General features: G+C 66.1%; 14 protein-coding genes and 1 pseudogene. 11 read left to right on the top strand and 4 right to left on the bottom strand.

The features are described 5' to 3' along the window. Both ACFWI9_RS28320 and ACFWI9_RS28315 read left to right on the top strand, forming a co-directional pair. Positions 1–214, top strand: a pseudogene (locus ACFWI9_RS28320) (integrin alpha pat-2); the annotation flags it as partial. 398 nt (positions 215–612) lie between these two features. Beyond that, a complete protein-coding gene (locus tag ACFWI9_RS28315) occupies positions 613–1,491 on the top strand; it encodes a poly-gamma-glutamate hydrolase family protein (RefSeq protein ID WP_387166282.1) in 879 nt (292 codons plus the stop codon). Positions 1,492–1,692: 201 nt separating this feature from the next. On the opposite strand, the gene ACFWI9_RS28310 is transcribed toward ACFWI9_RS28315, so the two are convergent. After that, positions 1,693–2,448, bottom strand: coding sequence for a GntR family transcriptional regulator (locus ACFWI9_RS28310; protein ID WP_387166280.1), 756 nt, complete (start codon positions 2,446–2,448; stop codon positions 1,693–1,695). Positions 2,449–2,525: 77 nt separating this feature from the next. Between ACFWI9_RS28310 and ACFWI9_RS28305 the strand changes: the two genes are divergently transcribed. From ACFWI9_RS28305 to ACFWI9_RS28280, 6 genes are read left to right on the top strand one after another with little or no spacing between them, the layout of a single operon-like run. Beyond that, positions 2,526–2,804: a hypothetical protein gene (locus ACFWI9_RS28305; protein WP_387166278.1), complete on the top strand. Its 279-nt coding sequence runs from the start codon at positions 2,526–2,528 to the stop codon at positions 2,802–2,804. 12 nt (positions 2,805–2,816) lie between these two features. Continuing rightward, positions 2,817–3,113 carry a hypothetical protein gene (locus ACFWI9_RS28300; RefSeq protein WP_387166276.1) on the top strand — a complete coding sequence of 99 codons (297 nt, stop codon included), beginning with the start codon at positions 2,817–2,819 and terminating at the stop codon, positions 3,111–3,113. After that, positions 3,113–3,313: a hypothetical protein gene (locus ACFWI9_RS28295; protein ID WP_387166274.1), complete on the top strand. Its 201-nt coding sequence runs from the start codon at positions 3,113–3,115 to the stop codon at positions 3,311–3,313. The genes ACFWI9_RS28300 and ACFWI9_RS28295 overlap by 1 nt, the downstream gene beginning before the upstream one ends. Further along, on the top strand, positions 3,310–3,531 hold the full coding sequence (locus tag ACFWI9_RS28290; RefSeq protein WP_387166272.1) for a hypothetical protein: 222 nt from the start codon (positions 3,310–3,312) through the stop codon (positions 3,529–3,531). Before ACFWI9_RS28295 ends, ACFWI9_RS28290 begins: the two co-directional genes overlap by 4 nt. Positions 3,532–3,539: 8 nt before the next feature. Beyond that, positions 3,540–4,277, top strand: coding sequence for a GntR family transcriptional regulator (locus ACFWI9_RS28285; RefSeq protein ID WP_387166270.1), 738 nt, complete (start codon positions 3,540–3,542; stop codon positions 4,275–4,277). Further along, positions 4,274–4,621: a hypothetical protein gene (locus tag ACFWI9_RS28280; protein ID WP_387166268.1), complete on the top strand. Its 348-nt coding sequence runs from the start codon at positions 4,274–4,276 to the stop codon at positions 4,619–4,621. The genes ACFWI9_RS28285 and ACFWI9_RS28280 overlap by 4 nt, the downstream gene beginning before the upstream one ends. A gap of 60 nt (positions 4,622–4,681) precedes the next feature. Here the strand turns inward: ACFWI9_RS28280 and ACFWI9_RS28275 are convergent, their stop codons facing one another. Beyond that, positions 4,682–5,605: an FkbM family methyltransferase gene (locus ACFWI9_RS28275; RefSeq protein ID WP_387166266.1), complete on the bottom strand. Its 924-nt coding sequence runs from the start codon at positions 5,603–5,605 to the stop codon at positions 4,682–4,684. A gap of 158 nt (positions 5,606–5,763) precedes the next feature. Between ACFWI9_RS28275 and ACFWI9_RS28270 the strand changes: the two genes are divergently transcribed. Then, a complete protein-coding gene (locus tag ACFWI9_RS28270; protein WP_387166264.1) occupies positions 5,764–6,261 on the top strand; it encodes a hypothetical protein in 498 nt (165 codons plus the stop codon). A 308-nt stretch (positions 6,262–6,569) separates the two neighbouring features. On the opposite strand, the gene ACFWI9_RS28265 is transcribed toward ACFWI9_RS28270, so the two are convergent. After that, complete coding sequence (locus ACFWI9_RS28265; RefSeq protein WP_387166262.1) at positions 6,570–6,896, bottom strand: hypothetical protein; 327 nt, start codon at positions 6,894–6,896, stop codon at positions 6,570–6,572. Positions 6,897–7,096: 200 nt separating this feature from the next. Between ACFWI9_RS28265 and ACFWI9_RS28260 the strand changes: the two genes are divergently transcribed. After that, a complete protein-coding gene (locus ACFWI9_RS28260; protein WP_387166260.1) occupies positions 7,097–13,318 on the top strand; it encodes an RHS repeat domain-containing protein in 6,222 nt (2,073 codons plus the stop codon). 114 nt (positions 13,319–13,432) lie between these two features. On the opposite strand, the gene ACFWI9_RS28255 is transcribed toward ACFWI9_RS28260, so the two are convergent. Then, positions 13,433–13,819 carry a hypothetical protein gene (locus tag ACFWI9_RS28255; RefSeq protein WP_387166258.1) on the bottom strand — a complete coding sequence of 129 codons (387 nt, stop codon included), beginning with the start codon at positions 13,817–13,819 and terminating at the stop codon, positions 13,433–13,435. A gap of 678 nt (positions 13,820–14,497) precedes the next feature. Between ACFWI9_RS28255 and ACFWI9_RS28250 the strand changes: the two genes are divergently transcribed. Continuing rightward, a complete protein-coding gene (locus ACFWI9_RS28250; RefSeq protein ID WP_387166284.1) occupies positions 14,498–14,992 on the top strand; it encodes a transposase domain-containing protein in 495 nt (164 codons plus the stop codon). The last annotated feature ends 54 nt before the right edge of the window (positions 14,993–15,046 follow it).

Genomic DNA, 15,046 nt, shown 5'->3' with positions numbered 1-15,046 from the left:
CTTCGGTGCCGCGCTGGCCCTGATCGACACCGACAAGAACGGCAGCCCCGAGCTCTACGTGGGCGGCAACGGCGAGGACGGCTACCGGGGCCGGGTCTGGAAGCTCCAGACCGGCGCCCCCGGCCTCACCGGCGCCGGGGCCACCAGCTTCGACCTGGCCGCCCTCGCCGGCCAGGCGAGCGGCGGGAACTTCGGCTACCGCATCACCGGCTGACGTACTTTCTGAACTTTGGCCCCCGCCAGAACCGACCGGGGCCCGGCGGGGGCCACACGCCTTCCGCACGACGCGTCATCCGCGCCGCGCGGCCTTCCGTGCCACCCATCCTGCGCCCCGAGCATCCTCAACCCGGTCGGCGTCTGCCGGCGCAACCGCGGTAGGCCGATGGCGCGCGTTCCGAGGTAGGCCGCGCCCGCAGGCCGGTCCTGCGTCCGCCCGGCCGGAATCCGACACGCCACCCCGCTCGCAACATCCCAGCTCAACGCCCGAGCCCGACCCTGAAACACGGGGCAGACCCCACACCACGGCCCGACGCTCCGTGTGTCGTGGTGCCTTCCTGCCCAAAGTTCACGGACCGGCTGCGCCTACCGGGCCACGCACCACCAAGGAAGGCCATGTCCCAGACCCAGACCAGCCGCCGGACCGTTCTGACCGGCATCGTGGCCGCCGCTGCGGGCGCCCCCCTGCTGAACACCTTCACGATCACTCCGGCCCACGCCGCGGACAACTACCCTTCGAACACGGATCTCTACGACAAGACCAAAGAGGGTAAGGACTTCGCCCGCCGTTTCAAGCGCCACGAGATGGTCGACCCCGACAAAGACACTCCCCGCTTGACCACCGTCATGGCCATCCACGGCGGTGGCATCGAACCGGGCACATCTGAACTCTGCCTCGCCATCGCCGGCTACCGACCCGACACCCTCACGCCGGTCACACCGGGTACCGCTCTCCACGACTACTGGATGCTCGAGGGTCTGCGAGCCCCGAGCAGCAGCCCGCAGGCCCCCGGCGGTAACCGCGAACTGCACGTCAAATCCACACACAACGACGACCCGGTGGCCCGTTCCATGGCCGCCGGCAGCGCCAACGTCCTCAGCATCCACGGCTGCACCACCGATTCGGCCAAGCTTCCGAAAGGCGCCAAGGCCGTGCTCGTCGGCGGCGCAAACGGCCGCATGCGCCAACTGCTGTCCAAGGAGCTGAGCCAAGCCGGCTTCGACATCGCTATCGGCGAGCTGGAAGACCTCAACGGCGACAGACCTGAGAACATCTGCAACCGAACGCTGACCGGCGAGGGCGGCGCCCAACTGGAACTGACCACCGAACTCCGCCAGAGCCTGTTCGACGATTTCTCCGGTGCCACGAAGCGCTCCAAGACCACCAAGCCAGAATTCTGGACGTTCGTCCAGGCCTGCCGGATCGCACTTGCGCAGATGGAGTCCGAGCAGCTCGCCCGGGACAGCATCTTCAACTACACCATCCCAGGTTGAGCCGCCTTCGTGAGGCTCCTTCCAGCAGGGGATCCAGTACAGGAGGGCGCAATCGAGCATCGACGCCATGCTGCGCCGAGATGCTCAGGCTCTCGCCCGGAGCATGCACGACGCTGAAAGGCGACAACTGCGGGACGAGATCTTTTCCGCAAAGGGAAAGGTGAACACCGTTGCATCCCTCAGGATTTCGGGCACATCTCATTAGCGACGGACCGGAACCTCGTAGACGATCTCGCAGAGCGCAGCCGGTACGACGATGTCCGCCGTTTCCACAGGCCGCCCGTCGTCGCTGTAGTAGGTCCGCCGGATGTGCGTGACCAGCGAAGCCTTCTGGATGCCGAGGAGGGACGCCTCCTCGGCACTCGCCTGCCGTGGCTCCGGCTGCTCCACGGCATGGCTCACGGTGATACCGATCTCCGCCATACGATCCGCCACGCCCGCCCCCGCGTGCGGCCCACCTTCGGGCAGCACGATGAGGGTCCCGGCGGTGAGCTCGTACGGCTCCCAACTGGTGGAGAGTTGCACTGGCCGCCCGTCGGCGAGGAACTCGTAATCGGTGCGCACGCAGGGATCGCCCTCGGCGATGCCGAGGCGTGCCGCGATCTCTGCAGGGGCGGGGATCTTCGCCTCGGTCCGGCTTTCCCAGTCGCCGCGCTTGCCGACCGCCTGCATGTCCGCCCGGAACGGGGAGCCGCCGCGTTCCTCGCGCGCCGAGGAACGGACCACCCGTACGCGCTGACGGGGCTCGGCGACATACGTCCCTGAGCCTGCCCGGCCTTCCAGGGCACCCTGAGAGATCAGCAGCTCCTGCGCTCGGCGGACCACGTTGTCGCCCACCCCGCACTCATGTGCGATCTGGGCGCGGGAAGGAAGCCGGTCCCCCGGTGTCCACTGGCCTTCCGCGATGCGCTGTCGGAGCACGTCGGCGATACGCAGATACGGCGGCTGCTCAGGCATATGGAAAATCTAGTCCACTAGCTCTAATCTAGTTAACTAGCTTGACGCAACGTGATCACCGGGTGACGGAGGACCCCTTGTCCGCTTCGGAAGTAGGCGCCGAGGCCATCGCCGCCCGGTTGTCCGCCCTCGGGCTCATCCCGCGCATCGAGCGCCACACCCGATACACGTCGATCGAAGCGGAGGTTCCGGAGTTGTTCCCTCCCGAGTCCTGGCGGGAGGTGCTGCATGTGGTGGCGAAGGCAGATCGGTTCGGGCTCTTCGCCAGCAGCCTCAGCGGCCGCACCTTATGGGCCCTCGTACACAAGGCGGTCCCCGCGACGGGCAATGTCCGGGGACCTGGCCATCAGCGATAGGAGCTGATCAGCGTGTTCAACCGTATCCGCCGTGCTGTCTCTCGCACCAGTGAGCGGTACCGCTCGAAGGGCTGGCACCGCCGGTCCGGAACTCCCGCCGATCCGACGGCTGTTCACGTCGCCAGTGCCGACTGCTCTACGGCGCGGATGCCACGGGCTGGGAGCCGCCAGGACGTCCTGGCGGGCGAGGAGACCGCTCTCGTCCGCCCTTACGTCCTGGCCGCCGAGGAACGCGTCACCGGGATGTCCGCGCTGCTTCCCGAGGGGTACGCGGAAGGCATCTGGTTCGTGTCGGCGGAGGCCGTGTGATGGCGCCCCGGCCGCAGCACATGACGCACGGGAGGAGCGTTCCCTACCAGTCGAGTGCGTGCCTGATCGGGGTCCACCCCGAGTGCGCGCAGTCGGACCCGATCGAAGTACCCGCAGGGGTCCCCGTGATCTACGAGTCCTGCGTCTGCCCCTGCCACCAGGCGGGCGACCACGGCTCGCCCGCCGAGGTGGCGCTGTGAGCCGATTGGCACCCGACGCCATAGCCGGCCCTCTCGAGATCACGTCGAGCAGCGTGCGGATCGGCGACGTCGTCCAGGTCGGCGGTCGGCCCTGCCGTGTGATCGACCTCCGCCAACTGCCCGGCGGATCCAAACGACTCCTCTTCGAGTCGGGCGAGTCGCTGACCATGCACGCCCGCACCAAGTTCCTCGCCCTGAGGACACAGAGAAGGTGGTGATCCACTCCATGGCGTATCGCCACCAGTTCATCGCCGATGAGCTGCGGGCCCAGATCTCTACCGGCCGGATCAAGGCCGGGGATCGGCTCCCGTCGGAGTCGCAGCTCGCATCCCGTTACACGGTGAGTGTCCCGACCCTGAGGAACGCCCTCGCGGTCCTCCAGGGGGAAGGCCTGATCGAGAAGGTCCACGGCCTGGGGAACTTCGTCAGGCAGCCTCTCCCGCGGATCACGTACATCGGCGGCAGCCGCACGGCCGACGCGCACGCCGCTCTTGCGGCGGGCCTGCATGTCAGTGTCCGTACGGCCAGGTTGAAGGCCCGGGGAATCCTGACCGACCTCATGCAGGTGCCCGCCGGTGCCGCGCTGATCGAGTACCGCTACCTCAGTCTCGAAGACGAGTCCCCACACAGCCTGAGCCGCGTCTACGTACCGGGCGACACGGCACAGGACGACGGATACGAGGCCGTCGAACCGTCTGAGGGCGACAGCCTGGTATCCCGCATCGCACCCAACCCGCCTCTCGCCGAGGTCCGGGAGAAGATCAGCGCCCGCCTCCCAACCAACGAGGAAGCGATGACCTTGCGCATCAGTACAGCCCTGGCCGTGCTCTCGATCGAGCGTGTGGTGGTCGATGCCGACGGGCGGGTGGTCGAAGGGGCGCTCCTGGTGCTCCCTGGCGACCGGGCCGACGCCGTCTTCACCACCCACCACCCCATGAGCGAAGAGAGGAGGGCGGAAGGATGACCGTCCACAACGAACTGCGCCTTCTCCCCTGGTCGGGGCCCGATGGCAAACCCTGCTTCCTGAGCCCCGCCGCCGATGGCGGCTATCTGTCGCGTCTCGCCGACAACACGGAGGCGGTGCAAATCGGTCTGAGTGCCGAACTGCTGGAACACGCTCTGGACGTGCTGGCGGCCGACGACGCCGAGACCGGGGAACTGCGCCTCCTGGCGATCGACCTGACTGGGGCACTCCGCGACATCCTCCGCGTGGCGGAGAGCCGCGGCCATCGCCTGCCGACGGCGAGCAGCTCCGCTCCCGAGCCCGGCGCGGACGGACCGCACTTGCCAGTCTCAGCCTTCTGCTGACGCCACTACGAAACGGACGGCCCGGAGACCCGCGCATCGGGTTCCCGGGCCGTCCGCGTGTCAGGGGAGCGTCTCGGCGTCGACCCTGGAGAAGATCAGATCGCTCTCGCCCGTGATGGATCCGTGAAACCGCTCCGGAACGCGTCCGGCACCGTGGATCGCCGCCGGGTAGCTCTCCGGCGCGTAGTCGTTGACGAGCCGATACGGGTGGAAGCCGTGTGCGCTCAGCGTCTCCATCAGCTCCTCTGCGGAGTCACCCACCTGAGCCATCCGCTCGGGGGTCACCTCCACGGTGATCTCCGCGTCGGGCCGAAGCAGCGGCAGCATCGGAGCCATCCCCCGCACGACGCTTCCCTCGGCACCTTCGACATCGACCTTGATCACTCGGGCTTGCCGGATCTCATCTTCGGTGAGGAGATCCGGCAGCGGTCGCGCCACCGCCTCGAAAGTCGACTCGGCCTGGCCCTCGTAGGGAACGATGCTGTTCGCCCCCATGTTGGCCAAGCTGGCCAGTACGAACTTCAGGGTCTCCTCCTTGTCCGAGACCGCCCCGTTGATCGCGCGGACGTTGCCGTACTCATTGAGTGCGACATTCCGCAGCAGCCGCCGGTGGAACACCGGCGACGCTTCGACGGCTACGACCTGTCCCGCGTTCCCGACAAGGTGCGCAGCAAGGAGGGTGTAGTAACCAATGTTGGCGCCGACATCGACGTACGTGTCCCCCGGCCGCAGCCGCCGTTGCAGCCAGCCGGTCATGTGCGGTTCCCAGACTCCGAACAGATAGAGGTACCGCTGGATGAGGTCCTGGGTGTCGACGGCGACCCGGGCGCCGAACTCCGTCTGCGTAACGCGGCGGCGGGGATGCTCCCGGAGGTGGCGGTTGAGGTAGCGCCCGGCAAGCAGAGCCTTGCCCGTGGAGACTGGACTAAGACGTACATACCGCTGCGCGAGGGTCACCAAGGCCTCAGGAACAGGGGCGCTCATCCGCTTGCCTCTCTACGGGGACTCACCCGAACCGTAACGCCCGGAGGGACGGCCGCATCTTGTTGCCTGGGTCAATCAGCCGCTGCATCGCTCTGGCCTGTTAGGGGAGCGCATGCCACCCTGCCGCCGACGAGCGCACTGGGAGACGAGGAGAAGCCATGACCGCACCCCGCGGCACCGAAGTCACCACGGCTCAGGAACGTACGACCACGGCTGAAACAGCCCTGCGTGCCCGCCACAGCGCCCGCGCGCGGAGCGCGGTGGACCGCGCTGTGGCAGCGTGCCGCCATGCCGGAGTCGACGCCAGCCAGGCCAAGCTCGTCCCCAACAGCCCGGAGTCGAAAGCAGCCCACGCGCTGCGCCTGTCCCGCCAGGCCGTCGACGCCTTGGCCGAGACCACCCTCGACCCGGCGGCTGACGCACGCTGCGCCCGGAACGCCGCCGCTACCGCCACGATCGCGGCCCAGGTGGCGAAGGCTCATGACGACGGTGGGGAGCTCGCCGAGGCCGCCTACCGAAGCGCACTCCAGGCCTCGCTGGCCGCCGCGGAGGCAGCGGGCGGCAGCGCCCTGGGGCGGGACGACGGGCTGAACACCAAGGCCGAGGCCGCCGAAGCGGCTGCGGTCGCTGCGGCGAAGGCGGCGGGGTGGACGTAGCCACGGACGCGAGGCAAGGCGCCGTACAACGGTGAGGGCGTCGACCCGGCCGTCGCCGTTGAAGTCACCGCTTGGTCTATTTGGTCTTGGTGGCCCCAACTGCGAGGGCACAGCTGTCAGCTGTGCCCTCGCAGCATGTTCGTGAGGCTCACCCTCCCAAGGTGGTGACCCTCGTCAGGCGCCCGGGACGATCGTCCCGGCACCAGCGCGCCCATGCAGGCCGCCCGACTTCACAGGGCCGTGCAGATCACCCTGGCGGTGTTCGTCAGCCACGCCTGCCGTCGCGGGTATGCCGACGGTGTCGTGTGTCAGCCCTCCTGACGGATGAAGTGGGTCTGCGGGAAGTCCCACGACGACGTGGTGGGGCTGGTCCAGCCCATCAGGGCGGTGTCGAGGGTCCGGTCCGCCTTCGTCAGCCAGGTGAACATCTTGACGTTGCCGTCGGTGTAGCCGTACATGGCCGCAATGTCATCGCGACCGTCCCCGTTGTAGTCGCCGGGCACGACCTTCATGGCCTGATAGGTCAGGCTGCCCCCGGCGACGGTCATCGCGGCCTTGGGGGAGGCGAAGGTGCTGTCGGTCTGTGACGCGAGCGTGTAGAAGCAACGGCCCCACTTCTCACCGCCGCCTCGCAAGTTGACGGGCGAGTCCTGCTACTGTGCACACAAATTTCGTATCTTAGTTCGAAAGGTGCATGGTGAGACGATCCATCGGGCGTGGCCTGGCAGCTGGCCTCGCCACTGTGGCGATCGTGGGGGTCCTCCCAGCCTCCGCTGTCGCTCAACAGGCGGGGGGAGCCGGACTCTCTTTGCCCAGGCTCAATCAACCTAAGGCGGTGCCGGTCAAGCCGGTGGCTACTGGCGGCATCAAACGCGAGGACGACGCCGCCCATTCCTTGAAGACTGCACCCAAGGTCACTTGGCCAACCGCGGGCAGCACAGACATCGACCTGAACGCTAGACCGGATGCTGCGGCGACGATTCCCGTGACCGTCGACCGGGTGGTCCCGGCGAGCCCAGCGGCTCGCAAGAACAAGCTGTCGAGCAGGGCCGCAGCGGCTGGCCCGTCCAAGGTTAGGGTTACGGTTGCCGACCGGAAGACCACCAAGACGGCAGGTGTGGAGGGCGTACTACTCTCGGTCGAACGGCCTGCGGGTGGCACCAGGGTGGCGATCGACTACTCAGCCTTCCGTGGTGCGTATGGCGGTGACTGGGCTTCTCGGCTGCGACTAGTTGAGCTACCCGCCTGCGCTCTCACCACCCCACAGAAGCCCAAGTGCCGGGGCCAGCGCCCGCTGGACTCAGCCAACAACACCGAGAGCCGCAAGGTCTCGGCCGAGATACCCGGGACTGGCACGACCAGCGCAGCCACGTCCGCCCTTAGCAAGCGGACGGCCTCGGGCGCCACAGCTCCGTCCGGGGCGGTAGCCCTGGCCCTGACCGCTGACTCTGGCGGTTCCTCCGGCGACTACAAGGCTTCTCCGCTCGAGGCCTCCAGTTCCTGGAGCGCGGGCGGTTCGACTGGTGCTCTCAGCTGGAACTACCCCGTCCAGATCCCGACAGTGCCAGGCGGCCTCGAGCCGGGCGTGAGCCTGAGCTACAACTCGCAGGCGGTAGATGGCCGGACAGCAGCCTCAAACAACCAGCCAAGTTGGGTGGGTGACGGTTGGTCATACGAACCGGGCTTTATCGAGCGCAGGTACAAGTCGTGCGAAGACGATAAGACTGGCGGTACCAACACCACCAAGCGCTTCGACCAGTGTTGGTTCAGCGACAACGCCATCCTGCACTTGGGAGGCAAGTCAACCGAGCTGGTCTATGAGTCGGGCAAGGGCTGGCACCCGGAGGCCGATTCGGCGGAAAAGATCGAGAGGCTGAGCGGGGCTACCAACGGCGACAACAACGGTGAGCACTGGAAGGTCACTACCCCGGACGGAACCCAGTACTTCTTCGGCTTGAACCGGCTCCCCGGCTGGAAGGATAACGGTACTGCTGCCGACGACCCGGTGACCAACTCCACTTGGACTGTTCCTGCCTTCGGTAACCAGTCCGGTGAGCCCTGCTATAACGCAAGCTTTGTCAGCGGCTGGTGCCAGCAGGCCTGGCGCTGGCAGCTGGACTATGTGGTCGACGTCCACGGCAATGCCATGGCGTACTATTGGAATACTGAGACGAACAAATACGCCCGGGCCTTTGACGAGTCGACCGGTAAGGGCACTGCCACCACCTATGTCCGGGGCGGTTGGCTGAGCCGGATCGATTACGGGCTTCGCTCCGGCGCCGTGTACACCGCCAAGCCCATGGGCCAAGTCCTCTTCAATGTCTCTGAACGCTGCCTGAGTAGCTGCAGTACCTTCAATGAGGCCAACGCCAAGAACTGGCCAGATGTCCCCTTCGATCAGTACTGCAAGGACGGGGACGAGTGCAAGGACCAGTTCGCCCCGACCTTCTGGTCCCGCAAGCGGCTGACGGGCATCACTACTAAGGCGCTCACAGGCGGTGTCCACAAGGACGTAGACACGTGGGCCCTGGCCCAGAGCTTCCCCCCTTCCGGTGACGGTGTGTCCACCCCGATGTGGCTGAAGTCCATCCAACGCACCGGCAAGGCGGGCGGAAGTATCACCCTGCCACCGACGACCTTCAGCGGTGAGCAGCGGCCGAACCGAGTGGACAAGACCGGTGATGGCCTGGCTCCGTTCATCCGGCTGCGCATGTCGCAGATCACCACGGAGAGCGGCGGTACCATCGGCGCGTACTACTCGCAACCGGACTGCACTGCCACCACCCTGCCGGCGGCGGACGGGACCAATACCAAGCGCTGCTTCCCGGTGAAATGGGCTTTTGAGGGCCAGACTGCAAAGCTCGACTGGTTCAACACCTACGTGGTCACGCAGGTGGTTGAGGGCGACAACCTGGTCGAGTCCCCGGACAAGGTGGTCGCATACTCCTACCTGGGCGGCGCCGCCTGGTTGAAGAGCACCGACGAGTTCACGAAGGCCGAGGACCGCACCTACTCCGTGCCGCGTGGCTACGGCCGGGTGCAGTCCCGCACCGGTGCCGCCAGCGACCCCAAGGCTCTCACCGAAACTCGCTACTTCCGCGGTATAGACGGGGCCGAGGTCGAGGACTACGCCGGAGTCGCCGTCACCGACCGCGACCAGTTCGCCGGCATGCCGCGTGCCACAGCCACCTTCAACGGTGACGACACCACCAAGCTGGTTTTTGCTACCTCGTCCACTCCCTGGCGTTCAGCACCGACGGCTGCCCGTGCCCGGGCTGGCCTGCCGAACCTCACGGCGTACCGGGCGGGCATGGAGAAAGAGGAGACGCACACCACCGTTACCGGAGGGCTGCGGAAGACCTTGCTGACCCGCTCCTTCGACGAATACGGCATGGTCACCCAGACGTCAGACCTGGGCGACGTTGACAAGAGCGGTGACGAGGCCTGCACCACCGCCTCCTTCGCCCGCAACACCAACGCCTGGTTGCTGAACCGGGTCTACCGAACCGAGGTCGTTGCTGGGGCCTGCGACAGCGCGATCAGCCGGCCGGCGGACGTCATTTCCGACAACCGCAGCTACTTCGACGGATCGACCACCCTGGGCGCCAGCCCCACCAAGGGGGACGTGACCAGGCTGGAGCAGATCAATGGCTCCGGCACCGGTTACGACATCACCAGCACTACCCCGGTCACCGACTACGACATCTACGGTCGTCCGCTGAGCACCACGGATATCTATGGCAAAAAGACCACGACCAGCTACTCTCCGGCCACCGGAGAGGTGCCGACCATAGTGGTGACGACCAACCCGCTAGGGCACCAGATCACCACGGCCTCCGACCCGCTGCGGTCCCTGCCACTGACCGTCACCGACGCCAACAACAGGGTCACCACCACCTCGTACGATGCTCTGGGCCGGGTCACGAAGATCTGGACCCCGACCCGCTCGGCCACCACGTACCCGGATTCGCCCAGCTACACGTTCGCGTACACGGTCCGCAACGACGGCCCGAATGTGGTGACCACCAGCACGCTGGACCACAACTCCGTCTATCAGACGACCCACGCCTTCTACGACGGCCAGCTGCGCGTCCGACAGAGTCAGTCTCCGTCGCCTGACGGCGCAGGCCGTCTGGTCAACGAGACCTTCTACGACACCCGCGGCCTGGCCTGGCGCACCTCGGGCACGTACTTCGCCACCGGCAAGGCGGAACCAGTCCTAGTCACCGGGCAGGAACTGAACTACCCGTCGTCCACGGACACCGAGTACGACGGAGCTGGCCGGATCACCGCAGTCATCGCCCGCAAATTCGGTGACGAGACCAAGCGGACCACCACCTCGTACACCGGCGACTCAACCACGGTCATCCCCGAGCAGGGCGGAACCGCGACGACCACACTGACAGACGCCAAAGGCCGCAACACCGAGGTCCGGCACTACACGAACACGAACCGGACGGATTTCCGGTCGACCACCTACGGGTACAACAAGCGCGGCATGCTGGAACGGGTCACCGACCCCTCCGGCGCGGTCTGGAAGTACGGCTACGACATCCGAGGTCGGCAGAACCACGTGGAGGACCCCGATAAGGGGGCCGCAGACATCACCTTCGACGCGGGCGACCGGGCCACGGACGTCAAGAATGCGCGTGGCATCACCCTGCACACCGACTTTGATGCGCTCGGCCGTAAGACCGCTCTGAAGCAGGGCACCACTACCCTGGCGACCTGGTCGTACGACACTGCTTCGGGCGGCAAGGGCAAGCTAGCGAAGTCCACCCGTTGGATCGCCGGAAAGGCCTACGAGGAGTCCATCACCACCTACAACGGCGCTTACCAACCGGTCGTCACGCAGGTGACCATCCCCGTGGCGCCAGAGAACGGCGCGTTGGCGGGCACTTACAAGTGGACAACCAGCTACAACCCCAACACCGGCCAGGCGATGTGGACACAGCAGCCGGCTATCGGCGGACTACCCGCCGAGAAGATCACTAACACCTACACCGCGGCAGGCGGTCTGCTGAACACGGTGGGCGCGGGCGTCGACCCGCTGGTCTCTGCGATGACGTACGACCACTACGGCCGGGCGATCCGAGCGGAGTACGGGGAGTTCGCCAAGCACGTGTGGAACTCGTTCGAGTATGACGAGCACACTGGCGCCCTCACCCGCTCCGTGACCGACCGGGAGCAGGCACCGCAGCGGGTTGACGACACCCGCTACACCTACGACCCGAACGGCAACATCACCTCAGTGAAGACCGTCTCGGGCCAGGGCGCCCAGGAGGTGACCGACACTCAGTGCTTCACTCTCGACGCACTACGCCAGATCACCGAGGCATGGACGGTTGCTCCAGGCGTGGCCCAGGGCTGCACGGCAGGTCCGTCGACGGCCACCGTGGGCGGTCCGGACGCGTATTGGACCACCTACACCTACGGTCCGACAGGCAACCGAAGGACCGAGGTCCAGCATAAGACGCCCGCCGGCCCGACCGGTGACTTCACCCGTACCTATGCAGCTCCCCCTGCTGGCAAGCACGCGCTGACCTCGGTTACCGAAACGGGCCCCGGGGGCACCACCACCGAGTCGTACAAGTACAACCAGACGGGTGCCACTACCAGCCGCAAGATCGGGTCGACTGCCGAGCAGATCCTGGAGTGGGACGTCGAGGGCCACCTTGCCAAGACCACCCAGGGCACGCTGGTCACCAGCTACCGGTACGACACTGATGGCAACCGGCTTACTCGCACCGACTCCACCGGCACCACGCTGTACCTGCCGGGCAGCAACGAGTTGAAGCTTGCCAAGGACGGGACCGCCACCGGCACCCGCTACTACAGTGCCGGCGAGACCACAGTGGCAATGCGGACAGCCGGAAAGCTGACATTCTTGCTTTCCGACCACCACGGAACAGGCACCACCCAGGTCGACGCGTCAACACAGGCGATCGTCCGCCGCAAAACCGGCCTGTTTGGCGGACCGCGGGGTCCGCAACCCACCTCCTGGGTGGGTGACCGCGGCTTTGTCGGCGGCACCCGGGACGGGGACAGCGGACTGACACATTTGGGCGCGCGCGAGTACGACCCCGCGATCGGCCGGTTCATCTCGGTGGACCCGGTGATGGACAACACCGACCCGCTGCAGCTGGACGGTTATGGTTACAGCCATAACAACCCGATCACGCGGAGCGACCCGTCGGGCCTGTACGACCCGGACGAGCGGGCCTATTGCCTGCAGAACCCGGACCAGTGCGAGGGCGGTCGGTTCAAGCACTTGAAGCCGGCCAAGGCACTGTCAGCCGACAAGGACGGCAAGGGAAGAATCACCACGATCTATGACAAACAGGGAGTGCCACACCACCTCACCACGAAGTCTGATGGGGTTGCGGCGGACGATGCCCTCAAGACGGTGAACGACGACCTGAGACGGGCCGGCCTCTACTACGATCCCAAGACTGGAAACGGTGTTCAGTACCTGCTCCAAGACGACAAGCAGGCAGGCAAGACGACCCTGCGAAAGGGTGCCCCCGTCAAGGACGCCGACGGCAACCCCGTGAAGGCCGGTACCACCTCTGACTTCATCAAGGTCACATGGAAGAACGGGAAGATCGTCGACGTGGACACTGCTGATGCCACAGAGTCCTCACAGAGCGTGGCCAAAAATCACGGGACGATCGACAACAACAAGCTGAAGAAGCAGACCAACAACGTGATCTTCGTGGCCAAGGACATGGCGCAGGCCCAGGAATACGCGGCCTGGTACGAGGGCAACCCCAATGTCCGGGTAATCTACCCGGCCGGAGACTTCGACTCCCGACGTACGCCTGTTCCGCCACCGCCCGTGGTGAATGCCAAGCCGCGCGCGCCGAGGACTCCCAAGGCTCGCAGCTTCGGCCTCATCGGCGGCTTCCTCGCAGTGGCCCAGGCCCCCAGCTACGTCCGTGAGTACGGATGGGGGCACGGCGCGTGGAAAATGTTCGAGGATACCTGCGATCCGCTGGACCTGACGAACGTCGACCCCTGGTACGACCCGTCCCAGGACCCCTCCAACTACGCCTGATCATCAAGCCTATGCATGCATGACGCATGACAGAGGCGGGGTGCTCGCTTCCGGCAGCAGCCGGGACGGGACCCCGCCTCACCTAGCTCTCAGTGGTTCTCCGGGACAGCGTTCTCAGTGGTCTGGTCGATCAATGCGCGAGAGCACCCCCGTGTTGGTATCTGAGAACGGATCCCGCCGGGTCCGCGGCAAAGGCACCTCAGACAACTTGCCGTCGTACAGCATCCACAGGCCGAAGCAGTCGTCATCCTCATCACGGATGAGGACTTGGACCGAGTACGGGTCAGGCCACGGGAGCGACTCGAGTTCCTCGAACAGCCCGCTCCAGGCCCGCTTCCGCACGAACTGTGCCACCCACGTGTAGCAGTCGTCAGACGGCATGCCCTCTCCGGAGAACATGCCGTCATGGACGCGCGTGAAGACCCCGGTGGGCTGGGTAAGGGACTCCATCACCTGCTCGGCGCCCCGCGCCAGCACGATGACCTCTGTGTTTCTGCTCATGCAAGGAGTATGGCTACTCCCACGGCGGGAAAGACCACTCCCCAGCCTCAGTCTCCTGACCGCCAGGTTCATCAGGCAGAAGGTGCGAGCGAAAGGTCCAGTTCGCACTGATAGTGCCCCCGCGATTTGCCTAGACCTGGATCGTCAGCGCCCAAAAGCGAGCGCGCGGGGACTGGACGCTCACGGACGCTGCGGAACTCAAAGAGATCCGCGCGGCCTGCTCTCACCTCGACGCTGCGGCCCGTCACGTCCACGACTTCGCCGAGATGCTCCACCACTTCCGGGGAGACCAGCTTCCCGGCTGGATGGGGCCGCGTCCTGGCTGACGACTTACCAGCCATGCACTCCCTGGTCAACGGCATGCGACGCGACTTCGAGGCAGTCACCGCCGGACTCTCCACAACATGGAGCTCGGGCCAGGTCCAAGGCCACGTCATCCGCATCATGCTCCTCAAACGCGTGAGCTACGGCCGAGCCAATCTCGCCCTCCTGCGTCAGCGAGCACTCCTGGGGATCGCGTCCCGCCGAGTGCAACGCCAGTGCGTTAAGGATGCGCGCGCCCTGTCAAGAGGGCGGGACCTCTGGTAGTTCGCATGGTGTCGAAGCCATTGCGAGTGCCCGGAGGTCCCGTTGACGCAGAATTCTGACAGCGTCAGGTCCGGCGCGACAGCCCTGGACGTGTACGCGCCTGGCCATCTGGGCGAGTTAACCGAGATCATCGATCCCGAGCTGGTCGACGCGGTCCTGGAGGACGCCGGTGTCCGACAGCAGCGGCTGCGGCTGCTCCCCGCGCGCGTCGTGGTGTACTTCGTGCTGGCCCTCGCCTTCTTCGAGCGATCCTCCTACCAGGCGGTATGGGCCAAGCTCACGGCGGGAATGGGCAGCGTGCCCGTGGCACGCCCGTGTGCCTCGTCGCTGGCCCGTGCATGGAGGCGCTGTAGCCGACGTCGGAAGCCAGTTTCCGGCGGGGGAAGTCGGCGATCTATCCGCAGGTCCGCTGGCTGCCGCGAGGGCCTTGTGGCGTGTCGTCACAGACAGACCAGCAAGGCCCTCGTTCCACACACTTCGAACTCACTCGTCCAGCGTGGCGCTCGGCTCCTTGGGGGCTGCCAGGAGCAGCCTTGTTTCCAGGCCCATGGATCAGTTGTAGGGCTTGAAGAAGCGGGTCGATGAGTAGACCCACTGGGAAGAGGTGTAGATCCAGCTGGCGAGGGCGCCGTTGAATTT

This window comes from Streptomyces sp. NPDC127084 (assembly GCF_042724175.1).
Lineage (GTDB): Bacteria > Actinomycetota > Actinomycetes > Streptomycetales > Streptomycetaceae > Streptomyces.
The sequence above is the reverse complement of the archived record's forward strand: the minus strand, read 5'-3'. Positions and strand labels throughout refer to the sequence as shown.